The sequence below is a fragment of the Bordetella petrii genome (assembly GCF_020991325.1).
Lineage (GTDB): Bacteria > Pseudomonadota > Gammaproteobacteria > Burkholderiales > Burkholderiaceae_B > Bordetella_A > Bordetella_A petrii_E.
Genome location: NZ_JAJMLX010000001.1, coordinates 17815 through 41579, shown reverse-complemented (window position 1 = coordinate 41579; position 23765 = coordinate 17815). Strand labels below are relative to the sequence as shown.

Here is a 23765-nt window from a genome sequence, read left to right as displayed (position 1 = left end):
CATGAATTTTTCGCTGTCTGCGGAACAGGTCGAATTGCAGGATGCCTTGCGCCGCTACTTGCGGGCCGAAGTGGCTCCGCTTGTCGATGCGCACGAGGCCGAATCGCGCATGGTGCCTGGCGATGTCATCCGTGCCATGCGGGATTTCGGCCTGCTGGGCGGGCTGCTGCCCGAGGACAGCGGCGGATTCTCGCTGCCCATGACCACTTACGGCATGCTGATCACCGAAGTGGCGCGGGTGTGGCCGTCGTTGCGCAGCATTGTCAGCACCAGCAATCTGGCCGCTTCGGTGATTGCCGACGGCGGATCGCCGGCGCTCAAGGAAAAGCACCTGCCGCGCATCCTCAGCGGCGAGGCTATCGCCAGTTTCGCCTTGAGCGAGCCCAACATCGGGTCGGACGCCGCCAATATCGAAACCCGCGCCGTGGCCCACCCGCAAGGCTGGAAAGTCAGCGGACGCAAGCTCTACATCAGCCTCGGGCCGGTGTGCGAACTGGGCGTGGTATTCGTCAGGACGGGCGATTCCGGCAAGCGGCAGGTGTCATGCCTGCTGTTCGAGCGGAATATGCCGGGATTCTCCGCCAGTTCGATTCCGAAGATGGGCATGCATAGTTGCCCGCTGGGTGAGCTGTTATTCGACGAAGTGGAAATTCCCCGAGGCAATCTTATAGGCCAGGAAGGCGGCGGCTTCTCGCTGGCCAAGAAGTACTTGAATATCGGCCGTTGTGTCGTGGCTTTCTCGGCCCTGGGCATCGCCGAGGCGGCCTGCCAGGCCGCGGTGCGCTATGCCGGCGAGCGGGTCCAGTTCGGCCGGCCGATTGCCAGTTTCCAGTTGGTGCAGCATATGATTGCGGACATGCTGACCCTCGTGGAAACCTCCCGGCTGCTCTGCTACCGGGCCGCGGCCGCGCTCGATCAGGATGCCGCCGACAGCCAGATGTTGTGCTCGATGGCAAAGCGCTACGCGACCGACGCGGTTCTGCGCGTGGCAGAGCAATCCATGCAGGTGCACGGAGGGGCCGGCTACACGGCCTTGTTCCCGGTCGAGCGTTATTATCGCGACGCACGGCACCTGAGTATTGCCGAGGGCACCAACCAGATCCAGTCGCTATTGATTGCACAGGAAATCTTGGGTGTATCGGCCCTGAAGTAGCCGGCGGCAGCTCGCGAAAGCTGCCATTCAAACTGTGAATTTCACCGCCAATCATTTATTTCTATGCCTCAGATTCTTCCGACTGCGCAACGTGTGCTTCAAGTGTTCGAGGTCTACGCAAGAGAGCGTCGGCCATTGAGCAATTCGGAGATGGCCCGCTTGCTCGGGTTGGCGGACAGCAGCTGTTCCGACCTGCTTTATACGCTGCGCCAGGCCGGTTATCTGCTGCGGGCTCCCAAGACTCGATTCTTCCACCCTACCGCGCGATTGCTGGACGTGGCCAAGGGCATCGCCGCGGCCGATCCCATGCAGATCTTCGCCTCCGAAGCATTGGAGATCCTTAGCCGGCAATCGGGCGAATCGTCGATGTGTGCGCATCTGGACGGAAACCGCGTGCAGATATTCGCCTGCCAGGAAAGCCCGCGCGCGCTTCGGTACGTGCTCAAGCCCGGCACGATGGTGGACGTGCACACCTCGGCGCTGGGCAAGGCGCTGCTGGGCACGCTGGACGACAAGCGGCGCGATGCCCTGATCGACAGCCTGGCCATGACGCCCGTCACGGCCAAGAGCATCGTCGACAAGGCCTTGCTGCGCGCGCAGATACTGGAAGGGCGCGAGAAAAAATACTTCTACACCAAAGACGAAGGAAACGAGGGCGTGTTCGCCATCGGCATTGCCGGGCTCGTGGGGGGGCAGCTGACCGCGATGTCACTGGTTGGGCCCACTTCGCGCATGGAAAAGAACTTCGACGCCAATGTCGATATTCTGCTCAAGGCCCGCGTCGAATTTTTCGAATCGTAGTCGCAACCGGATACCAGGGGGAAAGATGCCAGGGCCACTGAATGGCGTGCGGATACTGGAACTGGCGGGAATCGGGCCGGGCCCGTTCTGCGCCATGATGCTGGCGGACCTGGGCGCCGAGGTGATCCGCGTCGACCGCAAGGCCGCGGGGTTCCTCGGGGGCGGCGGCACCATCGTGGACCGCGGGCGTCGCTCGATCGCCCTGGACATCAAGCAACCCGGCGCCATCGACATCGTGCTTGACCTGGCTGATTCGGCCGATGCCTTGATCGAGGGTTTTCGCCCCGGCGTCATGGAAAGGCTGGGGCTGGGGCCCGAGGTATGCCTGAAACGCAATCCTCGCCTGGTGTATGGGCGTATGACGGGATGGGGGCAGACCGGGCCGTTGGCGCATGCGGCGGGGCATGACCTGAACTACATCGCCATCACGGGCGCCCTGCACGCCATGGGCCATGCCGATCGGCCTCCGACGCCGCCCCTGCATTTGCTTGGCGATATCGGCGGCGGCGGCATGATGCTGGCGCTGGGAATTGTGTCGGCGCTGCTCGAAGCCCGCCAAGGCGGCAAGGGCCAAATCGTGGACGCCGCGATTTGCGACGGCGTTTCCACTTTGGCCACGGCCTATCACGGAATGCTTGCCAGCGGGAAGTGGAGCACGCACCGGCAGGCGAACATGCTCGACGGCGGTGCGCCATTCTATGGATGCTACGCATGCGCCGACGGCAAGTTCATTTCCATCGGCGCGATCGAACCTCAATTCTATGCCTTGCTGCTGGAACGCTGCGATATTCGTGATCCCGATTTCCAACAGCAATGGGACCGCGCCCAGTGGCCTGCCTTGCGGATCAAACTCGAGCAGATGTTTTCCATGAAAACCCGCGATCAATGGTGCGACCTGCTCGAAGGCACCGACGCCTGCTTCGCGCCGGTGCTCGACTTCGACGAGGCCCGCGTCCATCCGCACTACCGGGCCAGGAACGGCTTTGTCGAGACTGGCGGCATTACGCATCCCGCGCCCGCGCCGCGTTTCAGCCGGACGCAGGGCGCGCCGGGGCCGGTTTCCCCGCCGGGCCAGCACACCGACGCATTGCTGCAAGAGCTGGGACGATCCGCCGAAGACATTGCCAACCTGAGGAAAACGGGCACCATTGCCTGATGGCACTCCATGCCATATACAAGGAGTAGACATGCAGCAAGCCAGCCTGGCCTACCGGGCCGTGCAGTACGAAGTCGTCGACCACGTCGCCACGTTGACGCTGAACCGGCCTGCCCAGCGCAACGCGCTGGACCAGGCCATGCGCGAGGAACTCGGTGACATCGTGGCCGCCGTGCGCCGCGATCGCGATATCAAGGTGCTGGTCATACAAGGTGCGGGTGGCGCCTTTTGCGCGGGTGGCGATATTCGCACCATGACCGCGGACACCGCCGCCGATGCCGCGCGCGACCGCATGCTGAATCTACAGGTGGTGATTTCCGACCTGCTCAACCTGGACCGCCCGGTCATTGCCGTCGTGGATGGCCCGGCATACGGGGCGGGCGTGGGCCTGGCCTTGACGGCCGACCTGGTCCTGGCGTCGCCGCGCGCGCGTTTCTGTTTGTCGTTCTTGCGGCTGGGGGCGGTGCCAGATTGCGGCGTGTTCTATACGCTGCCGCGTATCGTCGGCCTGCAGCGCGCAAAAGAACTGGCTTTCTCGACACGCGAGTTCGGCGCCGAAGAGGCACGCGACATGGGCATCGTGTTCGAGATCCACCCCGAGTCGCGCGTCCATCAGCGAGCCCGGTCGCTGGCGGCCAGCATGAGTCAATTGCCCCTGGCCGCCCTGAGCCTGACCAAGCGATTGTTCAACGCATCGCTGAACAGCGACATGAATACCATGCTGGACATGGAAGCCGCCGGCCAGGGCATCGCGCGTTCGACCGAATACCATCGCGCGGCCGCGGCCCGTTTCATGGAAAAGCAGTCGCCGCTCTACCAATGGGCTGCCGCGGAACCGGAGTCCTAGCCTGCGGCCGGGGGCGTCCCGCCCGAGTCGGCAATCTGGTCAAATAGCGGGCTATGCCGCCGTCCCCACCTTTTCGTTACGCGCCTGTCCCGCCCGTCGCTCCCGGGTGCACGCCCGTGCGGCCGGTTTCTTCCTGTTTGCCAGCACCCGTGCCCGCGCCATGACTTTGCCCGCCTATGACGTCGCCGTAGTCGGCGCCGGCGCGGCCGGCATGATGTGCGCCGCGGTGGCCGGCCAACGTGGCCTGAAGGTCGTGCTGATCGACCACGCCAAGCGCCTGGCCGAGAAAATCCGCATTTCGGGTGGCGGCCGCTGCAACTTCACCAATATCGGTGCCGGCCCGGCCAACTTCCTGTCAGAGAACCCGCATTTCTGCCGCTCGGCGCTGGCCGGCTACACGCCGCAGGACTTCCTGGGCCTGGTGCGCAGCCATCGCATTGCCTGGCACGAGAAACACCGCGGCCAGCTGTTCTGCGACGACAGCAGCGAATCCATCATCGAGATGCTGCGCGCCGAATGCCAGGCCGGCAACGTCCATTGGCGCATGCCTTGCCAGGTGGACGAAATCGCCCCGGCCGATGCCGGTTATGCCTTGCGCACCAGCCAGGGCGAGATCCGTGCCGCCAAGCTGGTGATCGCCACCGGGGGCATGGCCATTCCCCAGTTGGGCGCCACCGACTTCGGCCTGAAAGTCGCCCGGCAGTTCGGCCTGAAAGTGGTCGAGCCCCGGCCCGCCCTGGTGCCGCTGACTTTCGACGCCGCGCAGTGGCGACCCTTTGCCGAGCTTTCCGGTGTGGCGCTGGAAGTGTCGCTGCGCACCGGTTCGGGCCGCAGCGGCGGCGAGTTCCTGGAAGATCTCCTGTTCACGCACCGCGGCCTGTCGGGCCCGGCGATCCTGCAGATATCCAGCTATTGGCAGCCAGGCCAGCCCATCGTGATCGACCTGGCCGCGGGGCGCGACCTGGCCGGCGAGCTGATCGCGGCCAAGCCGGGCAGCCGCCAGCAACTGCACACTGTGCTCGCCGGCCTGTGGCCGCGTCGGCTGGCCGACCAATGGCTGGAGGCGGCCGAACAGGGCGGCCAGGCCGGCCTGGCCACCGTGCGTCTGGCGGATACGCCGGACAAGACCTTGCGCGCCCTGGCCCAGGGCATTCATCAGTGGTCGCTGGTTCCCAGCGGCACGGCCGGCTACAAGAAGGCCGAGGTGATGCGCGGCGGAGTCGACACGCGCGGGCTCGACCAGAAATCCATGCAGGCGCGCCAGGTGCCGGGGCTGTATTTCATCGGCGAAGCGGTGGATGTCACCGGCTGGCTGGGCGGCTACAACTTCCAGTGGGCCTGGGCATCGGCCATGGCTTGCGGCCGCGCGCTATAGCGCATATCGCGGCCGAAAGACAAGGGCGGGACCAGCCTGGATCGCTGCTATTTGTGATATCAAATAAAAATGACTATCATTTGAATTCTCTTTAATGAGCAGCACCATGCTTTCCCGGGGGAAGCACGATGGTCCAGATCCAATCCCGTTCCGCGGCCGTGCTGCGGCCTGTTACCGAACCCTGCCTGAGCGCGTGGCAGCGGGCTACGCTGCGCGGTAATCGCGCGCTGGAGCGCGGTGATGCAGACGGGGCGCTTGCGCAGTACCGGGTGGCGCTGAGCCTGGCGGATGCGCTGCCGGGGCGGTCCACCGATGCGGACGCCGCCGTGGCCGCGCTGGTGGTGTCGCACCATAACCTGGCCGAACTGCACGGGCGCGGCCAGCGCGATGACCTGGCCGGGGCGCATGTATGCCAGGCACATGAGTTGCTGCATGAGATGGCGGTCGACGCCACGCTAGATGCCCGCTGGCGCGATGCGGCATTGCGCCACGGTCGTGTCACGTATGCCGAGCTGCTGCAGTTCCTGCGGCACCATCCCGGCCATGAGCGCGCGCGCCGCGCGGCCGCGCTGCCATGGCACGACAGCACCGAACCGTGGCATTGACCGCCGCCCTTATATCCCTTGAATCGCTCCCGCCGGAGCGCCAGAACCAGGAGAGTCGCATGCCCTATACCTTGCCCGATCTGCCTTATGCCTACGACGCGCTGGAGCCGCACATCGATGCGCAGACGATGGAAATCCACTACACCAAGCATCACCAGACATACATCAACAACCTGAATGCCGCGCTGGAAGGTGCCGGCCTGCCTTCGGACGAGCCGGTGGAAGCGCTGGTGGCTCGCATCGACACCTTGCCGGAATCGGTGCGTGGGCCGGTGCGCAACAATGGCGGCGGCCACGCCAACCACAGCCTGTTCTGGACCGTGATGTCGCCCAAGGGCGGTGGCCAGCCCGAAGGCCGCCTGGCGGCCGCCATTGACGCCGAACTGGGCGGCATGGAAGCTTTTCGCGAAGCCTTTACCAAGGCTGCGCTGACGCGCTTTGGCAGCGGCTGGGCCTGGCTGAGTGTGACCCCGCAAGGCAAGCTGAAGGTGGAAAGCTCCGCCAACCAGGACAGCCCGCTGATGGACGGCAATACTCCCGTCCTGGGGCTGGACGTGTGGGAACACGCGTATTATCTGAAGTACCAGAACCGCCGCCCCGAATACATCGGCGCATTTTTCAATGTGATCGACTGGGCCGAAGTGGCGCGCCGCTACGAAGCCGCCCTGGCCTGACCCGTAGGCGCGGCACTCACTGCACAAGGCCGGTATGAACACTTTCAGCCGACATCGCGTCCGTCCGCAGCTCACCAGCATCAGCGTCTGGACGCTGGCCTTGCTGGTGGCCTGCCTGGGGGCGCATGCCCTGTGGTCGTTCCTGGTGCCGCGCGCGCCGCATGTGGCCGACGCGCTGGCCGGCGGCATGATGGCCGCCGCCGCCACCGCCCTAGGCACCGTGCCGGTGATGTTCTCGCAGACCTTGTCCCAGAAAACCCAGGACACCATGTTCGGCTTCGGGGCCGGCGTCATGCTGGCGGCTTGCGCGTTCTCGCTGGTGGCGCCAGGCATCGCGGCAGCCGAAGACCTGGGCCACGGCCCCTGGGGGGCGGGCCTGATCGTGGGCGGCGCCTTGTTGCTGGGGGCCGCGGTGCTGTTGATGATGGATCGCGTGCTGCCGCACGAGCATTTCATCAAGGGTAAAGAGGGCCCCGAGGCCAGCCGCTTGCGCCGAACTTGGCTGTTCGTGTTTGCGATTGCGCTGCATAACCTGCCCGAGGGGTTGGCCATCGGCGTGGGCTATGTCGGCACGGACCCCATGCGCGGTAGCGCGCTGGCCACCGGTATCGCCATCCAGGACGTGCCCGAAGGCCTGGTAGTGGCGCTGGCTTTGCTGGGCGCGGGCTACCGCCGCAGCTTCGCGGTGGCGCTGGGCATGTTGTCAGGCCTGGTCGAACCCCTGGGCGCCGTCGTGGGCGCACTGGTCGTGGGGTGGTCGGTAGCGTTGTTGCCCTGGGGCCTGGGCTTCGCGGCAGGTGCCATGCTGTTCGTGATCAGCCACGAGATCATTCCTGAATCGCACCGCAAGGGGCATGAAGTATTTGCCACCTGCGGCTTGATGATAGGTTTTGTCCTGATGATGCTGCTGGATACCGCGCTGGGCTGATCACGGGGGGGGTTACCGGGGGTGCAGCGCCTGGGCGGGAACACCGCCGGGCTTGGGCTGGCCGATTGATTGCTCGATGGCCGGCAGGCTGTGCGCCACGCCTTTGTGGCAGTCGATGCAGGTTTGGCCGGATTCCAGCCCTTGCTGGTGCATGCGGGCAGACCGGGCGCCTTGGCCGGTGTAGTCGAAGTAGCTGTAGTCGTGGCAGTTGCGGCATTCCTGCGAGTTGTTGGCTTTCATGCGGCGCCATTCGTTCTGTGCCAGCGTGGCACGCTTTGCCTCGAATTTTTCGGGGGTATCGATGGTGCCCAGGAAGTGATGCAGCAGCTCGTTGGACGCATACAGCTTGCGCAGCATCTTGGGCCCCCATTCTTTGGGTACGTGGCAGTCAGAGCATACGGCGCGTACCCCTGTGCGGTTCGAGTAGTGCACCGTATTGCGGTATTCCTGGTAGACGTTCTGCTTCATTTCATGGCACGAGATGCAGAAGGCTTCAGTGTTGGTCCATTCCATTACCGTGTTGAAGCCGCCCCAGAACACCACGCCCGCCGCGAATGCCAGGCCCAGCCCGCTGAATGCCAGGGCCCATGCGCGCCGCGGCAGGGTACTTATCCATTTGATGGGTTTCATGCTGCACGCTCGCTCAGTTCAGGCCGGGGACACGCTGGAAGATGTTTTCCACCAGCGGCTTCGCATCGCTTTGGGTGACATGGCACTGCATGCAGAAGTACCTGCCCGGGCTGACGGTGGATAGCTCGCGGCCCTGGGCATCGCGGAAATGCGTAATGGATATCTTGGGCGACTGGGTGGCCTGGGCGCGGCCCCAGGAATGGCAGTCCAGGCATTTGTTGAATTTCAGCGTAACGGGATAGTTGCTGCTGGCGTGGGGCACCAGCGGCGGCTGCTGCACGAAATCCCGCGGCAGCGTGGCGCCCACGTCGAGTTCCTGCCGATAGTGGCTGGTGTCTTGTTCGACGCCGCTCACGGGGTTCTGGCGCAGGCTCTTGACAGAGGCGTCGCTGGCCAGTGCCGGTGGCATGCCGGCCAGCAGGCCCGCGAACAGGCAGAGGGCGATGTTTTGCAGGGCGCGTTTCATGGTTCACTCCTGTGACGGAACCGGTGGCTCATTCGAAATACGTGTTGGGGGCAGACGTCGATGCAGCGGCCGCAGGTGGTGCAGTCGGATGCAAGAATGACGGGGTGGGTCTGGCCTGCCTGCTTCAGGGCGGGGCGGATCACCTGGGGTTCGGGGCAGACGGCGTAGCAGTCCATGCAGTCGTCGCACGCGGCGCGGCCGGCGGCGTTGACACGCAGCAGCGCGCGCTTGCCCAGCAGGCCATAGAACGCACCGACCGGGCAGACATGGCCGCACCAGCCACGCGGCGCCACCAGCAGGTCGTAAAGAAATACCGCCAGCACCAACGCCCATGCTGCGCCGAAGCCGAACACCAGGGCCCGGTGCAGCATGGACACAGGGTTGACCCATTCCCACGCGATGGTGCCAGTGGCCGCCGAGGCCAGCAGCGTGGCCGCCAATAGCCACAGGCGCAATGCCTTGGACGGCATGCGGCCCGGCGGGCGCAGCTTCAGCTTGCGGCGCAACCACGCGGCGGCGTCGGTGACAGGGTTGATGGGGCATACCCAGGCGCAATACAGGCGCCCGCCCAGCAACAGGTAGAACGCCAGCACGATGGCGCCGCCCAGCAGGGCCGTGCCCAATGGCGCATGCCCGCCCAGCAGGCTTTGCAGCAGCACATATGGGTCGCTGAGCGGCAGCCAGTCCAGCGTAAGGCTGGACGCCAGGTTGCCCTTCACAGGCCACCAGGTCTGGCCCAGGTGGCCGTGCCGGGCCAGCCAGACGGTGGCCGGCCCTACCAGGAAAACGGCCAGCAGGGCCGTCTGCACCGCGCGCCTACATAACAACCAGCGGTGCGCTTGCAGCCAGCCCTTGCCGGCAATGGCGGCTGCGGTGGGGTCTCGGCCTGCGACGCTGGGGCGCTTGGGTTTCGGGTCGTGAGCCGTGGGGGTCATGGGCGGCTTCCCGGGGCAATGGCGGGCGGGTTGTCCAGCCCGCGCACTGGCAGTTGGACCTGGTCGCCAATCAGGGAGCCACCGGCTTTCTCGGCTTCTTCCCAGCCCTTGCGGTAGTGATCGGCTTTCGACCCCTGCGCCAGCGCGTGCGGCAGCACCTTGATGGCGGCGGCGCCGGGCAGCACGCAGCTTTGCTCGCATTTGCCGCAGCCGGTGCAGTGCTCGGAATGCACTGTGGGCAGCAGCATGGCGTGGCGATCGGACCGCGGATTGTGCTGGTGTTCCAGCGTGATGGCTTCATCGATGAGCGGGCACACGCGATAGCACACGTCGCAGCGCAGTCCCTGGAAGTTCAGGCAGCTTTCCTGGTCGATGAGCACGGCCAGGCCCATGCGTGCGTTTTCGATGTGTGTCAGCCCGTGGTCCAGCGCTCCGGTGGGGCAGGCTGGCACACAGGGAATGTCGTCGCACATTTCGCAGGGTACGCTGCGCGCGTCGAAGTATGGCGTGCCCGTGGGAACCGGCACACCCAGCGGCGCCAGTTTCAGAGTGTCGTACGGGCAGGCACGCACGCACAGCCCGCAACGAATGCAAGCCGCCAGGAAGTCGCCTTCAGCCAGTGCGCCGGGCGGGCGCAGCGCGGAGGCGGGCAGCGACCCGGCCTGCCGCGCGTACAGAGCCAAGCCCAGCGCCAGGGCGCAAGCTCCCCCGGCGGCAGCCGCCGATTGCTGCAGGAACTGGCGGCGCGCGGGCGAGTGGATGGGCGTGGGGTCCGTCATGGCGGGGCGGGTAGCGGGTAGGGGCAGGTCAGGCCTTCAGTACCTTGACTGCGCATTTCTTGAAGTCGGTTTCCTTCGACAGCGGGCAGGTGGCGTCCAGGGTCAGTTTGTTGATCAGCCGCCCTTCGTCGAAGAACGGCATGTACACCAGGCCGCGAGGCGGCCGGTTGCGGCCGCGCGTTTCCACGCTGGCCAGCACCTCGCCGCGGCGCGACATTACCTTGCACTGCATGCCGCGCTGCAAGCCGCGCGACTTGGCGTCGTCGGGATGCATGAACAGCACGGCCTCCGGCACGGCGCGGTGCAATTCCGGCACGCGCCGCGTCATCGACCCGGTATGCCAGTGCTCCAGCACGCGGCCCGTGCAGAACCACAGGTCGTAGTCTTGGTCGGGTGCTTCGGCCGGGGGCTGGTAGGGCAGGGCGAAGATGTTGGCGCGGCCGTCCTTGTGGCCGTAAAAGCGGATGCCCTCGCCCTGCTTGACGTAGGGGTCGTAGCCTTCGCGAAAGCGCCATAGGGTTTCCTTGCCGTCGACCACGGGCCAGCGCAAGCCGCGCGACCGGTGATACAGGTCGAAGTCGGCCAGGTCGTGGGCGTGGCCGCGGCCGAACTGGGCGTATTCTTCGAACAGGCCCTTCTGCACGTAGAAGCCGAAGTGCTGCGACTCGTCGTTCATGTAGCCGTCGATGGCATGCTGGTTGACTGCCGCAACGTCTGGCAGCGGATACCGGTTGGCCACGCCATTGGCGTACAGCACGTCGTACAGGGTCTTGCCGCGGTATTCCGGTTTCTTGGCCAGCAGTTCCTCCGGCCACACCTCGTCAACCAGGAAGCGCTTGGAAAATTCCAGGTACTGCCACAGGTCGGACCGCGATTCGCCCGGTGCTTTCACCTGCTGGCGCCAGAACTGGGTACGCCGTTCGGCGTTGCCGTAGGCGCCTTCCTTTTCCACCCACATGGCCGTGGGCAGGATCAGGTCGGCCGACAGTGCCGACACGGTGGGGTAGGGGTCGGACACCACCACGAATGCCTCGGGATTGCGCCAGCCAGGGTAGATTTCGTCGTTGATGTTCGGCCCGGCCTGCATGTTATTGGTGGTGGACGTCCAGTAGCACTTCAGCTTGCCGTCTTTCAGGGCGCGGCTTTGCGCCACCGCATGCAGGCCGACCTTGGCGGGAATGGTGCCGTCGGGCAATTGCCACAGTTGCTCGGCCACCTTGCGGTGCGCCGGATTGCCCACCACCATGTCGGCAGGCAGGCGGTGGGCAAAAGTGCCCACTTCGCGGGCGGTGCCACAGGCCGAGGGCTGCCCCGTCAGCGAGAATGGGCCGCAACCGGGTTGCGAGATCTTGCCTGTCAGCAAGTGCACGTTGTAGATCATGTTGTTGACCCAGGTGCCGCGCGTATGCTGGTTGAAACCCATGGTCCAGAACGACACGATCTTCTTGCCGGGGTCGGCGTACAGTTCAGCCAGCCGCTGCAGTTTTTCCGGCGGCACGCCGGACAGCCGGGCCGTGTAGTCCAGCGTATAGGTGGACACGAATTCGGCAAATTCTTCGTACGTGCAGGGCGTGGCCGCGCCCGGGTCGCCCTTGGGAGAACCATCGGCAGAGGGATACCCATTGGCGCCGGCCTGCTGTTCCAGGGGATGGTTGGGCCGCAGGCCGTATCCGATATCGGTGGCGCCTTTCTTGAAATTGACGTGCTGGTCGATGAACTGGCGGTCGACCTTGCCATTCTGGATGAGGCTGTTGCACAGGTAGTTCAGGATGGCCAGGTCGGTTTGCGGTGTGAAAATCATGCCGTTGTCGGCCAGTTCGAAGCTGCGGTGCTCGAAGGTGGACAGCACGTGCACTTCGCTGCCGGGGTGGGTCAGGCGGCGGTCGGTGATGCGGCTCCAGAGAATGGGATGCATCTCGGCCATGTTCGAGCCCCACAGCACGAAGGCGTCGGCGTGCTCGATGTCGTCGTAGCAGCCCATGGGTTCGTCGATGCCGAAGGTGCGCATGAAGCCCACCACGGCGCTGGCCATGCAGTGGCGCGCATTGGGGTCGAGGTTGTTGCTGCGGAATCCCGCCTTGAACAGCTTGGCGGCGGCGTAGCCTTCCCAGATGGTCCATTGGCCGGATCCGAACATGGCTACCGATTCAGGGCCGCCTTGCGCGAGCGCCTGTTTCCATTTTTGTTCCATGATGTCGAACGCCTCGTCCCAGCTGACGGGGGTGAACTCGCCGTTCTTGTCGTAGGCGCCATTGGTTTTGCGCAGCATGGGCCGGGTAAGGCGGTCGGCGCCGTACATGATCTTGGACAGGAAGTAGCCCTTGATGCAGTTCAGCCCCCGGTTCACGGGGGCTTCCGGGTCACCCTGGGTGGCGACCACGCGGTCGTTCTGTACCCCCACCAACACGGAACAGCCGGTGCCGCAGAAGCGGCAGGGCGCCTTGTCCCAGCGTACGCTGGGGGATGGAGCGGCGGCCTGCGCCAAGGCGGATCTCGGCAGGGACATGCCGGCGGTTGCGGCCGCGGCGGCAATGGCATGGCTCTTGATGAATTCGCGTCTGTTCAATGACATGGTGAGGCTCCCAATGCCGGGGGTCGAAAGTGGAGTGAGGATTCGCCGGCGAGCGGCGTGTCGGGGTCGCCGTATTCGTAGGCCAGCGTGGCCGACAGTACGCAGGGCACCTTGTGCACGGCCAGGATGGAGTCGGCTGTGCTGTAGCCGGGGCCGTCTTCGATCGTGACGATGACCTTGCCGGTGGCGGAGTCGTGGGCGTGCACTTGCACGCCCGCGATGGTGGCCAGAACCTGCCGGGTGGCGGAAATCTGTTCGGGGGGGATGCGCAGGACCAGGCTGGCGATTCTCATGCGGCCTCCGGCACGATGGCGGAGGAAGGGCAGCCTGGCAGGCACTGTCCGCAGCCATTGCAGCGGGCGGCATCCACCCGGGGCCGTGCCGCCCCGCCCCGCGTCAGCGGGAACTGGATGGCGTTCGCGGTACAGGCGGTGCCGCAGACCCGGCATTCGATACCCTGGCCGGCCAGGCAGGCGGCAAGAATGCGGGCGCGCCAGGGGCGGCTGCGCAGCGCGTCCAGCGCCATGGCGCCGGGGCGGGGCCGTCGGCCGGTGAGCAATTGCCGTCGTGTGAATGCCATGTTTCAATTCCCTATAACCTGTGCGGGATTATGGGTATCGGGCCCAGGCCGTGGCCTTGACTGCCGTCAATCGGGGTTTGGTGCGATTGACTGGGCTCAATGGCGGGGCTGGTCTTCCCGGCGGCGGCGCCGGACGGCAGGGGGGCGTATCCGCTTTGCCCGGCCAGCCTTTCGATGTATGCTTCACTCCGCTGTCATGCAAGTCGCGGGAGAGAGCGGTCCAGGTACATCCGGGCCGCCGCCGAAGGCGCAATTCGCCCAGAATCGCTCAGGTAACCCATACCGCGCTGCGTCAGCCTGTTGCCCCGGTGTCGTGCCGGCGAGCACGGCTGAAACAGCACTCTGGAGAGACCTGGCGCCCCGGCCTTGCCGTGCGCAGCCCAGGCGCCGAAGGTGCAAACCCGCACAAACCGCGGGGCAACTCTCAGGCAAAAGGACAGAGGGGCGGAAATTCCAGCTGGCTCCTGGCGCTTTCCGCTTCCAGGCCGGCATTCCGTAACCCTGGCGATGCCGCCGCTCCGGAGCCTGTCATGTCCTCCACCCTCAAACGCACCCCGCTGGCCGAAGCCCACGTGGCCTCCGGCGCCCGCATGGTCGATTTCGGCGGCTGGGAAATGCCGCTGGCCTACGGGTCGCAGCTCGAAGAGCACCATGCCGTACGCCGCGACGCCGGCATGTTCGATGTATCCCACATGCTCAACGCCGATGTCGCCGGGCCGGACGCCATGGCGTTCCTGCAGCGCCTGGTGGCTAACGACGTAGCCAAGCTCACGGTGCCAGGCAAGGCGCTGTATACCTGCATGCTCAACCCGCAGGGCGGCATCATCGACGACCTGATCGTCTATTTCTTCGCGGCCGACCAATGGCGCGTGGTGGTCAACGCCGCCACCGCCGACAAAGACATGGCCTGGATGCAACGGGTGGCCGGCGCCGGCGGTTTCGACGTTGCCATCACGCCCCGGCGCGACCTGGCCATGGTGGCCGTGCAAGGCCCCAATGCCCGCGCCAAGGTGTGGGCCGCGCGGCCTGCCTGGCAGGCCGCCACCGAGCCCCTGCCCCCCTTCGTGGCGGCCCTGCTGGAAGACGACACCCTGGTGGCGCGCACGGGTTATACCGGGGAAGACGGTTTCGAGATCGTGCTGCCGGCCGTGCAGGTCGTGCAACTATGGAACGACCTGGTCGCCCAGGGGGTGCGTCCCTGCGGACTAGGAGCGCGCGACACCCTGCGCCTGGAAGCCGGCATGAACCTGTACGGCCAGGACATGGACGAGCTTACCCATCCGGACCAGGCCGGCCTGACTTGGACGGTGTCGCTCAAAAACGCCGGCCGCCGGTTCGTTGGCCGTGACGCCCTGGAGCAGTTCGCCCAGCCCTGCGGCTTTGTCGGCCTGAAACTGCAAGACCGCGGCGTGATGCGCGCCCACATGGCCGTGCACACCCCCAATGGCCTGGGTGAAATCACCAGCGGCACCATGTCGCCCACGCTGGGCGTTTCCATCGCGTTTGCCCGGCTGCCGCCGGGTGTCCAGCCCGGCCAGCTCGTCGAGGTGGATATCCGTGGCAAGCGGGTGCCTGCCCAGGTATGCAAATTGCCGTTCGTGCGCCATGGCAAGGCGGTCGAACACCCGTAAACTGCCACCATGCGCCGGCAGGGGTGCCGGCGTCCGCGCGCAACCCTATTAGGAGCTTCCATGAGCCTGCCCACCGATCGCAAGTACACCGAGTCCCATGAATGGGTCAAAGCCGAAGGCGACGTATTCGTCGTCGGCATCACCGACAACGCCCAGGAACAGCTGGGCGACCTCGTCTTTGTCGGCGACGTCAACGTCGGCGCCAAATTGAAGGCCGGCGCCACCGCGGGCGTGGTCGAATCGGTCAAGGCCGCTTCCGACATCTACGCTCCTGTGTCGGGAGAAATCGTGGCGTTCAACGACGAACTCGAAAGCACGCCCAATCTGATCAACGAATCCGCCTACACCGCCTGGATCTACAAGATCAAGCCCGATAACGCTGCCGACCTCGACAAGCTGCTGGACGCCGCCGGCTACGAGGCCGTGGCCAAGGACTGAAGCAGGCCGATGCTGCGCGGGCGGCTCGCCGCCGCCGCGCAGCCATTCATTTGCACCCCAGATATCTACTATCCATGTCGCGCGCCCTAGACCCCCACACTGATTTCGTTCCCCGCCACATCGGCCCTACCGCAGCCGACCAGGAAAAAATGCTGGCCGCCGTCGGCTGCGGCAGCCTGGATACCCTGTTGCAAGAAGTGGTGCCGCCCGCCATTCGCAGTCAGGGGCCCCTGGCCCTGCCCGAATCGCGCAGCGAACCCGACGTGCTGGCTGAACTGAAAGCCATCGCGGGGCGCAACCGTGTCTACCGCAACTACATTGGCCAGGGGTATTACGGCACGCACACACCCAACGTGGTGCTGCGCAACGTGCTGGAAAACCCGGCGTGGTACACGGCCTACACGCCGTACCAGCCCGAGATCTCGCAAGGGCGCCTGGAAGCGCTGCTCAACTACCAGACCATGGTGGCCGATCTTACCGGCCTGGATATCTCCAACGCGTCGCTGCTGGACGAAGGCACGGCGGCAGCCGAAGCCATGACGCTGGCGCGGCGCGGCTCGAAATCGGGCAGCGCGGTGTTTTTCGTGTCCGAGCACTGCCATCCGCAAACGATCGAAGTCGTGCGTACGCGCGCGGAAGGCCTGGATATCGAGGTTGTCGTGGGCGACGAGGCCCGGGGCCTGCCGGACTGCTTCGGGGTGCTGCTGCAATATCCCAACAGCCTGGGTTCAGTCTCCAATTATCGGGCCCTGGCCGATGCCGCCCATGCCCAGGGCGCGGTCGTGGCCTGCGCCACCGACCTGCTGGCGCTGGCGCTGCTGGTTCCCCCAGGCGAGTGGGGGGCCGATATCGCCGTGGGGTCGTCGCAGCGTTTTGGCGTGCCGTTCGGCTTCGGCGGTCCCCATGCCGGCTTCATGGCCTGCAAAGACGCCTACAAACGCAACATGCCCGGCCGCCTGGTGGGCGTCTCGAAAGACGCCCAGGGCAATCCTGCGCTGCGCCTGGCGCTGCAGACACGTGAGCAGCACATCCGGCGCGAGAAGGCCACGTCCAATATCTGCACGGCGCAGGTGTTGCTGGCCGTCATGGCCGGCCTGTACGCAGTGTGGCATGGTCCCGACGGCATACGCCGCATCGCCACGCGTGTGCAGCGCTACACGGCGATCCTGCGGGCCGCGCTGGGCCAGTTGGGCGTCAAGGTGGTGAACCACACTTTCTTCGATACGCTGCTGCTGGAAACCGGATCGGTTACGCCCGCCATTGCCGTGGCGGCCGACTGCGAACGCATCAACTTGCGCCGTGTCGATGGCGCCCGGCTGGCGGTGTCGCTGGACGAAACCGTGACGGCCGCCGACCTGGAAGCGCTGATCAATGTGTTTGCCGCGGGCTTGCACAAAGACAATGTGGCGCTGGATATCGAGGCGCAGGATGCGGCGGCCGTGGGCGGAATTCCGCAGGCGCTGCAGCGACAAGGCGAAATCCTGTCCCATCCGGTGTTTTCCAGCATCCAGTCCGAAACCGATATGCTGCGCTACCTGCGCAAGCTGTCCGACAAAGACCTCGCGCTGGATCGCACCATGATTCCGCTGGGTTCGTGCACCATGAAGCTGAACGCCACGGCCGAGATGATCCCCATCACCTGGCCCGAGTTCGCCCAGATGCACCCGTTCGCGCCTGCCGATCAAAGCGCGGGTTATCGCGACCTGATCGAGCGGCTGTCGGCCGCCCTGTGCGAGATCACCGGCTACGACAACATCAGCCTGCAGCCCAATTCCGGCGCGCAAGGCGAATACGCCGGGCTGCTGGCCATTCGCGGCTATCACCGCGCCAACGGCCAGGCGCAGCGCGATGTCTGCCTGATTCCCGCATCCGCGCACGGCACCAATCCGGCGTCGGCCCAACTGGCCGGCATGGAAGTAGTGGTGGTTGCGTCCGATGGACAGGGCAATGTCGACATCGCCGACCTGCGCGCCAAGCTCGAACAGGTGGGCGACCGCTTGTCGGCATTGATGATCACCTATCCCTCCACGCACGGCGTGTTCGAGGAAGCCATTACCGAAATCTGCGACTTGGTGCACCAGGCCGGCGGGCAGGTATACCTGGATGGCGCCAACATGAATGCCATGGTGGGCGTGGCCCAGCCGGGCAAGTTCGGTTCCGACGTGTCGCACCTGAATTTGCACAAGACCTTCTGCATTCCGCACGGTGGCGGCGGCCCGGGCGTGGGCCCGGTGGCGGTGCGCGCGCACCTGGCGCCCTACCTGCCGGGCGTGCTCAATGCGCAGGGCCGGTTAGGTGTGGAAGCCAATGTGGGCCCGGTGTCGGCGGCCCCGTACGGCTCGGCCGGCATTCTGCCGATTTCGTATGCCTACATCGCCCTGATGGGGGCGGACGGATTGCGCCGCGCCACGGAAGTGGCCATCCTGAATGCCAACTACATCGCCGCGCGCCTGCGCGGCCATTATCCGGTGCTGTATGCCGGACGCAATGGCCGCGTGGCCCATGAGTGCATCCTGGACGTGCGCCCGCTGAAGGAAACCAGCGGCATTACCGCCGAAGACATCGCCAAGCGCCTGATGGACTACGGTTTCCATGCCCCCACCATGAGCTTCCCCGTGGCGGGTACGCTGATGGTCGAGCCCACCGAGTCCGAAGGCCTGGCCGAACTCGACCGTTTCGTCGATGCCATGATCGCCATCCGCGCCGAAATCGCCCAGGTCGAGAACGGCGAGCGCGACCGCGACGACAACGTGCTGAAAAACGCGCCGCACACCGCGCAAATGCTGCTGGCCGAAGACTGGTTGCACGACTACCCGCGCCAGCAGGCCGCCTATCCGGTGGCTACGCTGCGCGATGCCAAGTATTGGCCGCCGGTTGCGCGGGTCGACAATGCCTACGGGGATCGCAACCTGGTGTGCGCGTGCCTGCCGATCGAGGCATATGCCTGATGTTCAGGGCTTGACGGTCGCGGCGGACTCGGGCGCCCGCGCCAGGTCGCGGGCACGGGCGATGCCTTGGGCCAACGTGGCGCGGGCGGGATCCTGGTCGGGCAGGGCGGCTGCCAGGCGCTGCCAGTAATCGGCCGCGGCCTGGTAGCGGCCGGTCTCGAACGCGGCCAGGCCCGCCAGCGTCAGGCTGGATGCCTCTGCAGGGTCGGCCGCCAGCGCTTCTTCTATCAACGATTGCACTTGCGGCGTCCATTGCTGCTGGTGGGCGAAGTACAGGGCTTGCGCCCACAGCCCCAGCAGTGCTGGCGCGCGCCCCGCCAGCATGGAGGCGCGTTCGAAAGCCTTTGCCGCATCGGCATGGCGATCTTGCGCCTGGTAGGTGCGGCCCAGCAGAATCCAGCCCTCCACTGAATCGGGGGCGGATTCCAACGACGCTTCCAGTCGCGCCGTCATTTGCGGGATGCCGTGTCCGGCGCCGCCGCCCTGGCTACGCGACAGCAGTATTTCGTCCAGCGAACCCCAATGCATATACAGGACCGCGCCCACAATGGGTACCGACAGCGCGGCAACCAGGCCAAGACCGACGCCGCGCTTGCCGGTTGAAGCAGGCTGCGTGGCGCGGCCAGTGTTTTCCAGCAGTTCGCGGGCGGCTTCCGTTCGCCCCGCCGCCAACTGGCTGGCCGTGAGTGTCCTGGCGCCATACTGTGTTTCAAGATCGCGCAGGCGCTCGTGATAAAGCGCCGCGTTGACAGCGGCGCGGTCGGCATCGCCAGCGGCATCTGCGGCAGGCCTGCGCAGCAGCGGCACCAGTACGCATGCCAGGGCCACGGCCAGCAGCACGGTGGCGGGCAACCAGAATTCCATCATGAGGCGTCTTCACGCCGCGGCGTGCCTTCGAGCAATCGGCTCAGGCGCTGCTGTTCGGAAGCGGACAGCGGGCCGCTTGCCTGGCCAGCCCGGCGCCTGCGCAGGATGATGCCCGCTAGTACGGCGGCGCCCGCCAGCAACAATAGCGGAGGGCCATACCACAGCAGCAGGGTCCGGTTGTTCAGTGGCGGCTGGTAAAGCACGAATTCACCGTAGCGGGCCACCATGAACTCGATGATCTGTTGATCAGTGTGTCCGGCATCCAGCAACCGATGGACCTCGTTGCGCAGGTCGTTGGCGATGGGCGAGTTGGAGTCGGCGATGTTCTGGTTCTGGCACTTCGGGCATCGCAAGGTTTCGGCCAGGTGGCGATATCGTGCTCGTTGCGCATCGTCGGAGAATTCGAAAGTATCTATGGCCGCCAGGCCGCTGCCCAACAGGGCCCAAAGCAGGGCGGCAGCCAGTACGCGTTTCATGGGCCGGCCTCGTTGAGCAGTTGCTGGTAAATGGGAGCCAGCTTGTCGCGCCAGGTGGCCTCGTCGATGACCCCGACGAATTTGTTGCGAATCACGCCCCGCGCGTCGATGAAGAAGGTTTCGGGGGCGCCGTATACGCCCAGGTCCAGGCCCAGGGTGCCGGCGGCGTCTTCGATGTTCAGGCGGTAGGGGTTATGCAAGGTGCGCAACCAGTGCCGGGCCTGGGCCCGGTCGTCTTTGTAGTTGATGCCGTAGATCAGCACTCCGCTTTCCGCCAGCCGATTCAGCACAGGATGTTCCTGCCGGCACGAGGGGCACCAGGTGGCCCATACATTCACCAGCGCGGGCCGGCCCAGGATGTCCCGCTGTGTCAGGTTGCGCTGCGGGTCGTCCAGTGCCGGCAGCGCAAAAGCGGGGAACGGCTGGCCTACCAGGGCCGATGGCAGGCGGGCGGGGTCCAGGAACAGCCCGCGGTACAGAAAGCCGGCAATTCCCAGGAACAAGGCCAGCGGCAACAGCAACAGCAAGCGTCTCATGCGGGTTCCTTGACTGGCGGCCTTGGGCGCACGCGCGATGGCAGCTTCGCCCAGGTGCGATAGCGGCGGTCGGACGCGGCCAGGAAAGCCCCCAGCGCCATCAGCAACGCGCCCAGCCAGATCCAGCGCACGAAGGGCTTGATATGCACCCGCAGCGCCCACGCCCCCCCTTCCAGGGGTTCGCCCAGGGCCACGAACAGGTCGCGCGTCAGGCCCGCGTCGATGCCCGCTTCGGTCATGCTGGCCTGCTGCACAGGGTAGTAGCGCTTTTCCGGGTAAAGGGTGCCGGCCGGGCGGCCATTGCGCAGTATCCGGACGGTGCCGCGTTCCGACGCAAAGTTGGGCCCTTGGTAAGGTATCGTGCCTTCGAAGACCAGGCGGTATCCGCCCAGTTCGACCGCATCGCCGGGGGCCATGCGCAGGTCGCGTTCCAGGCTGCCGGTGCTGGTCAACACCGCGCCCAGCGCGCACAGCGCGAAGCCCAGGTGTCCCAGATGCATGCCCCAGTAGCTGCGCCCCATGGCCGCCAGCCCTTGCGCCATGCCCCGGTGGCGGGTTTTGTCGAGTATGTCGCGCAGGCCGCCCAGTATGATCCAGCCGGCCAGCAGCCACACTGCCATTTGTTGCCAGCGCAGTTCGCCGCGCCATGCGGCGGCCAGCAATGCCAGGGTGATGCTGGCCGCCAGCACCGGGCCCAGCATGCGCAACAGCCAGCGCCATGGCGAGTTTTTCCAGCGCGCCGCCACGCCCAGCGCGGTGGCCGCCATCAGCAGCGCCATCAAGGGAGCGAACAGGGCATTGAAATAAGGCGGCCCCACCGACAGCTTGGCGCCCGTCAGGGCATCCAGGACCAAGGGGTATAGCGTGCCCAGCAGTATGGTGGCTGCAGCCACGGAAAGCAGCAGGTTGTTCACCAGCAGCAGGGCCTCGCGCGACCAGGCGCCGAACCGCACGGGCGGCGCGGATCCGGGTGCGCGCAAGGCGAACAGCGTCAGCGACCCGCCCACCACCAGCAGCAGGAAGCACAGGATGAATATGCCGCGTGCCGGGTCAGTGGCAAACGCGTGCACGGAAGTGAGCACGCCCGAGCGCACCAGGAACGTGCCCAGCAGGCTGAGCGAGAATGCCGCGATCGCCAGCAGCAAGGTCCAGCTTTTGAATACCCCGCGTTTTTCGGTGGCCGCCAGCGTGTGCATCAGGGCGGTGCCCACCAGCCACGGCATGAGCGACGCGTTTTCCACCGGATCCCAGAACCACCAGCCGCCCCAGCCCAGTTCGTAGTAGGCCCACCACGACCCCAAGGCAATTCCCAGGCCCAAGAACCCCCAGGCTGCTGCCGTCCAGGGCCGGGCCCACCGTGCCCAGGCGGCATCGAGCCTGCCCTCGAGCAACGCGGCAATGGCGAAGGCAAACACCACCGAGAACCCCACGTAGCCCATATAAAGCAAGGGGGGGTGCAGAATCAGGCCCAGGTCTTGCAGCAGGGGATTCAGATCGCGGCCGTCGGCGGGCGTATCCAGCAGCAGGCGGTCAAAGGGGTTCGAGGTGGATATCAGGAAGAGCAGGAATCCGATACTGACCAGGCCCATGACTGCCAGTACGCGGGCCATCATGGGGGCGGGCAATTGCCTGGAGGCGAGCGAGACGGCGCACGTCCAACCCGCCAGCATCAATGCCCACAGCAGCAGAGAGCCTTCATGCGCCCCCCAGACGGCGCTGAGCTTGTAGTACCAGGGCAGGGCGCTGTTGGAGTGGTGCGCCACGTATGCCACCGAGAAATCATCGGCCAGGAACGCGTGCGCCAGGCATGTGAATGCCAGGGCCAGAAAGCCCAGCTGCCCCCAGGCCGCGGGCCTGGCCAGCCGCATCCAGGTAACGTTGCCGTGCCGGGCGCCCGCCAGCGGCAGACTGGCTTGCACCATGGCCAGGCACAAGGCCAGGATCAACGACAGCAGGCCCAGTTCGGGAATCATGGGGCGGCCCCAGGCCCAGCCGTGCGCGGGGGCGAGGCGCCGGCTTGCTCCAACGCGTGCATGGCCTCCGGCGGCATGTAGTTCTGGTCGTGCTTGGCCAATACTTCGTCGGCCTGCAATATGCCCTGGGAATCGAGCTTGCCCAGGGCGACGATGCCCTGGCCTTCGCGGAACAGGTCGGGCAGGATGCCCCGGTACTGCACGGCCACGCGCCGCGCCCCATCGGTAACCGAGAACTGCACGACCAGGCTGTCTGGAGAACGCTGCAGCGAACCTTCTTGTACCAAGCCTCCCGCGCGGATACGCGTGTGCGCGGGTGCCTCGCCAGCGGCGATCTGGCTGGGCGTGTAGAAAAGGTTGATGTTCTGCCGCAGGGCGGCCAATGCCAGCGCCGCGGCCAGGCTGGCGCCGCAGGCCAGGGCCAGGACCACGGCCAGGCGCTTCTTGCGCTGCGGGGTCATGGCCGCACCTGGCGGCCCGTACGGCGCGCCATCGCCTTCAGGCACAGGCGGCGGGCCAGCAGCGGCGCCAGAGCCATCCAGCACAGCAGCGCCAGGCTGAATGCGTAGGCGGTCCAGACATAGACACCATGGCTGCCCATGGCCAGGAATTCGGCAAACGAGGAAAAGCGGTTCATGAGGGGATCTTGAGCAGCCTGGCGATTTCGTTGCTGGCCCAGCGAGTGGCGGCTTCCCGCTTCAGTACTTCCAGCCGCATGCGCGCAAGCAGCACGGCGCCGAAGAAGGCGTAGAAACCTGCCGCCGCCAGCAGCAGGGGCAGCCACATTTGCGCAGGCATGGCCGGCTTCTGGGCCAGGGAGAAGGTGGCGGGCTGGTGTAGCGTGTTCCACCAGTCGACCGAGTATTTGATGATGGGAATGTTCACCACTCCCACGATGGCCAGCACCGCGCAGGCCTTGGCCGCTGCCTGGCGCCGCGCAATGGCCTGGCCCAGCGCGATGATGCCCAGGTACAGGAACAGCAGGATAAGCATGGATGTCAGGCGTGCGTCCCATATCCAGTACGTGCCCCAGGTGGGCTTGCCCCACAGCGCGCCGGAGACCAGCGCGATAAGCGTCATCCAGGCCCCGATGGGCGCGGCCTGCTGCAGGGCTACGTCGGCCAGCTTTATTTTCCAGACCAGGCCAATGGCGCCCGCCACGGCCAGCATGATGTAGATGGACTGGGCCAGCATGGCCGCCGGCACGTGAACGTAAATGATGCGGAAGCTGTGGCCTTGCTGGTAATCGGCCGGCGCGAACGCCAGGCCCCAGCCCAGGCCCGCGGCGATGAGCAACAAGCTGGCCGCTGCCAGCCAGGGCAGGCAGCGGCCGCTCATTTCATAGAACCACCTGGGGGATGCCCATCGGTGCAGCCGGGTCCAGTTCATGCCGTA

General features: G+C 65.8%; 25 protein-coding genes and 2 riboswitches. Of the genes, 11 read left to right on the top strand and 14 right to left on the bottom strand.

What is annotated here, in order from left to right:
• Position 1: 1 nt before the first annotated feature.
• From LPZ50_RS00225 to LPZ50_RS00190, 8 genes are all read left to right on the top strand, one after another.
• Positions 2–1153, top strand: coding sequence for an acyl-CoA dehydrogenase family protein (locus tag LPZ50_RS00225; RefSeq protein ID WP_230656205.1), 1152 nt, complete (start codon positions 2–4; stop codon positions 1151–1153).
• Positions 1154–1216: 63 nt separating this feature from the next.
• Positions 1217–1954: an IclR family transcriptional regulator gene (locus LPZ50_RS00220; RefSeq protein ID WP_230656202.1), complete on the top strand. Its 738-nt coding sequence runs from the start codon at positions 1217–1219 to the stop codon at positions 1952–1954.
• A gap of 25 nt (positions 1955–1979) precedes the next feature.
• Complete coding sequence (locus tag LPZ50_RS00215) at positions 1980–3110, top strand: CaiB/BaiF CoA transferase family protein (protein ID WP_230656199.1); 1131 nt, start codon at positions 1980–1982, stop codon at positions 3108–3110.
• 31 nt (positions 3111–3141) lie between these two features.
• Positions 3142–3957, top strand: a complete 816-nt coding sequence (locus LPZ50_RS00210) for an enoyl-CoA hydratase/isomerase family protein (protein ID WP_230656196.1) — start codon at positions 3142–3144, stop codon at positions 3955–3957.
• Positions 3958–4117: 160 nt separating this feature from the next.
• Complete coding sequence (locus LPZ50_RS00205) at positions 4118–5332, top strand: NAD(P)/FAD-dependent oxidoreductase (RefSeq protein ID WP_230656193.1); 1215 nt, start codon at positions 4118–4120, stop codon at positions 5330–5332.
• Positions 5333–5460: 128 nt separating this feature from the next.
• Positions 5461–5937: a hypothetical protein gene (locus tag LPZ50_RS00200; protein ID WP_230656190.1), complete on the top strand. Its 477-nt coding sequence runs from the start codon at positions 5461–5463 to the stop codon at positions 5935–5937.
• Between the two features lie 59 nt (positions 5938–5996).
• A complete protein-coding gene (locus LPZ50_RS00195; protein ID WP_230656187.1) occupies positions 5997–6611 on the top strand; it encodes a superoxide dismutase in 615 nt (204 codons plus the stop codon).
• 34 nt (positions 6612–6645) lie between these two features.
• Positions 6646–7539, top strand: a complete 894-nt coding sequence (locus LPZ50_RS00190; protein WP_230656184.1) for a ZIP family metal transporter — start codon at positions 6646–6648, stop codon at positions 7537–7539.
• A 12-nt stretch (positions 7540–7551) separates the two neighbouring features.
• On the opposite strand, the gene LPZ50_RS00185 is transcribed toward LPZ50_RS00190, so the two are convergent.
• From LPZ50_RS00185 to LPZ50_RS00155, 7 genes are read right to left on the bottom strand one after another with little or no spacing between them, the layout of a single operon-like run.
• Complete coding sequence (locus tag LPZ50_RS00185; RefSeq protein WP_230656181.1) at positions 7552–8169, bottom strand: NapC/NirT family cytochrome c; 618 nt, start codon at positions 8167–8169, stop codon at positions 7552–7554.
• A 13-nt stretch (positions 8170–8182) separates the two neighbouring features.
• On the bottom strand, positions 8183–8635 hold the full coding sequence (locus tag LPZ50_RS00180; protein ID WP_230656178.1) for a nitrate reductase cytochrome c-type subunit: 453 nt from the start codon (positions 8633–8635) through the stop codon (positions 8183–8185).
• Entirely contained in the window at positions 8632–9570 is a 939-nt protein-coding gene (napH, locus tag LPZ50_RS00175) for a quinol dehydrogenase ferredoxin subunit NapH (protein ID WP_230656175.1), read from the bottom strand. The genes LPZ50_RS00180 and napH overlap by 4 nt, the downstream gene beginning before the upstream one ends.
• Positions 9567–10349 (bottom strand): ferredoxin-type protein NapG, encoded by a 783-nt coding sequence (gene napG, locus LPZ50_RS00170; RefSeq protein ID WP_230656173.1) that lies wholly within the window; start codon positions 10347–10349, stop codon positions 9567–9569. The genes napH and napG overlap by 4 nt, the downstream gene beginning before the upstream one ends.
• A gap of 28 nt (positions 10350–10377) precedes the next feature.
• Positions 10378–12921, bottom strand: coding sequence for a nitrate reductase catalytic subunit NapA (gene napA / locus LPZ50_RS00165; protein WP_230656170.1), 2544 nt, complete (start codon positions 12919–12921; stop codon positions 10378–10380).
• Entirely contained in the window at positions 12912–13214 is a 303-nt protein-coding gene (locus LPZ50_RS00160) for a chaperone NapD (protein WP_230656167.1), read from the bottom strand. Before LPZ50_RS00160 ends, napA begins: the two co-directional genes overlap by 10 nt.
• Positions 13211–13501, bottom strand: coding sequence for a 4Fe-4S dicluster domain-containing protein (locus tag LPZ50_RS00155; RefSeq protein WP_230656164.1), 291 nt, complete (start codon positions 13499–13501; stop codon positions 13211–13213). Before LPZ50_RS00155 ends, LPZ50_RS00160 begins: the two co-directional genes overlap by 4 nt.
• Before the next feature lie 196 nt (positions 13502–13697).
• Positions 13698–13796: riboswitch (glycine riboswitch) on the top strand.
• A 37-nt stretch (positions 13797–13833) separates the two neighbouring features.
• Positions 13834–13951, top strand: a riboswitch (glycine riboswitch).
• An 80-nt stretch (positions 13952–14031) separates the two neighbouring features.
• On the opposite strand from LPZ50_RS00155, the gene gcvT reads away from it, so the two are divergent.
• The 3 genes from gcvT to gcvP all read left to right on the top strand — a co-directional run bounded on the left by gcvT (position 14032) and on the right by gcvP (position 18518).
• Positions 14032–15132, top strand: a complete 1101-nt coding sequence (gene gcvT, locus LPZ50_RS00150) for a glycine cleavage system aminomethyltransferase GcvT (protein WP_230656162.1) — start codon at positions 14032–14034, stop codon at positions 15130–15132.
• 60 nt (positions 15133–15192) lie between these two features.
• Positions 15193–15570 (top strand): glycine cleavage system protein GcvH, encoded by a 378-nt coding sequence (gene gcvH / locus LPZ50_RS00145; protein ID WP_230656159.1) that lies wholly within the window; start codon positions 15193–15195, stop codon positions 15568–15570.
• Between the two features lie 74 nt (positions 15571–15644).
• Positions 15645–18518 (top strand): aminomethyl-transferring glycine dehydrogenase, encoded by a 2874-nt coding sequence (gcvP, locus tag LPZ50_RS00140; RefSeq protein ID WP_230656156.1) that lies wholly within the window; start codon positions 15645–15647, stop codon positions 18516–18518.
• Between the two features lie 3 nt (positions 18519–18521).
• Here the strand turns inward: gcvP and ccmI are convergent, their stop codons facing one another.
• The 7 genes from ccmI to LPZ50_RS00105 are packed head-to-tail and all read right to left on the bottom strand — an operon-like array spanning position 18522 to position 23759.
• Entirely contained in the window at positions 18522–19385 is an 864-nt protein-coding gene (gene ccmI, locus LPZ50_RS00135; RefSeq protein ID WP_230656153.1) for a c-type cytochrome biogenesis protein CcmI, read from the bottom strand.
• Positions 19382–19861, bottom strand: a complete 480-nt coding sequence (locus LPZ50_RS00130; protein WP_230656150.1) for a cytochrome c-type biogenesis protein — start codon at positions 19859–19861, stop codon at positions 19382–19384. The genes ccmI and LPZ50_RS00130 overlap by 4 nt, the downstream gene beginning before the upstream one ends.
• Entirely contained in the window at positions 19858–20397 is a 540-nt protein-coding gene (locus tag LPZ50_RS00125; RefSeq protein WP_230656147.1) for a DsbE family thiol:disulfide interchange protein, read from the bottom strand. Before LPZ50_RS00125 ends, LPZ50_RS00130 begins: the two co-directional genes overlap by 4 nt.
• Positions 20394–22370 (bottom strand): heme lyase CcmF/NrfE family subunit, encoded by a 1977-nt coding sequence (locus tag LPZ50_RS00120; RefSeq protein ID WP_230656144.1) that lies wholly within the window; start codon positions 22368–22370, stop codon positions 20394–20396. Before LPZ50_RS00120 ends, LPZ50_RS00125 begins: the two co-directional genes overlap by 4 nt.
• Entirely contained in the window at positions 22367–22831 is a 465-nt protein-coding gene (ccmE, locus tag LPZ50_RS00115) for a cytochrome c maturation protein CcmE (protein WP_230656141.1), read from the bottom strand. Before ccmE ends, LPZ50_RS00120 begins: the two co-directional genes overlap by 4 nt.
• Entirely contained in the window at positions 22828–23007 is a 180-nt protein-coding gene (gene ccmD, locus LPZ50_RS00110; protein ID WP_230656138.1) for a heme exporter protein CcmD, read from the bottom strand. The genes ccmE and ccmD overlap by 4 nt, the downstream gene beginning before the upstream one ends.
• Complete coding sequence (locus tag LPZ50_RS00105; RefSeq protein WP_230656135.1) at positions 23004–23759, bottom strand: heme ABC transporter permease; 756 nt, start codon at positions 23757–23759, stop codon at positions 23004–23006. The genes ccmD and LPZ50_RS00105 overlap by 4 nt, the downstream gene beginning before the upstream one ends.
• Positions 23760–23765 lie beyond the last annotated feature (6 nt).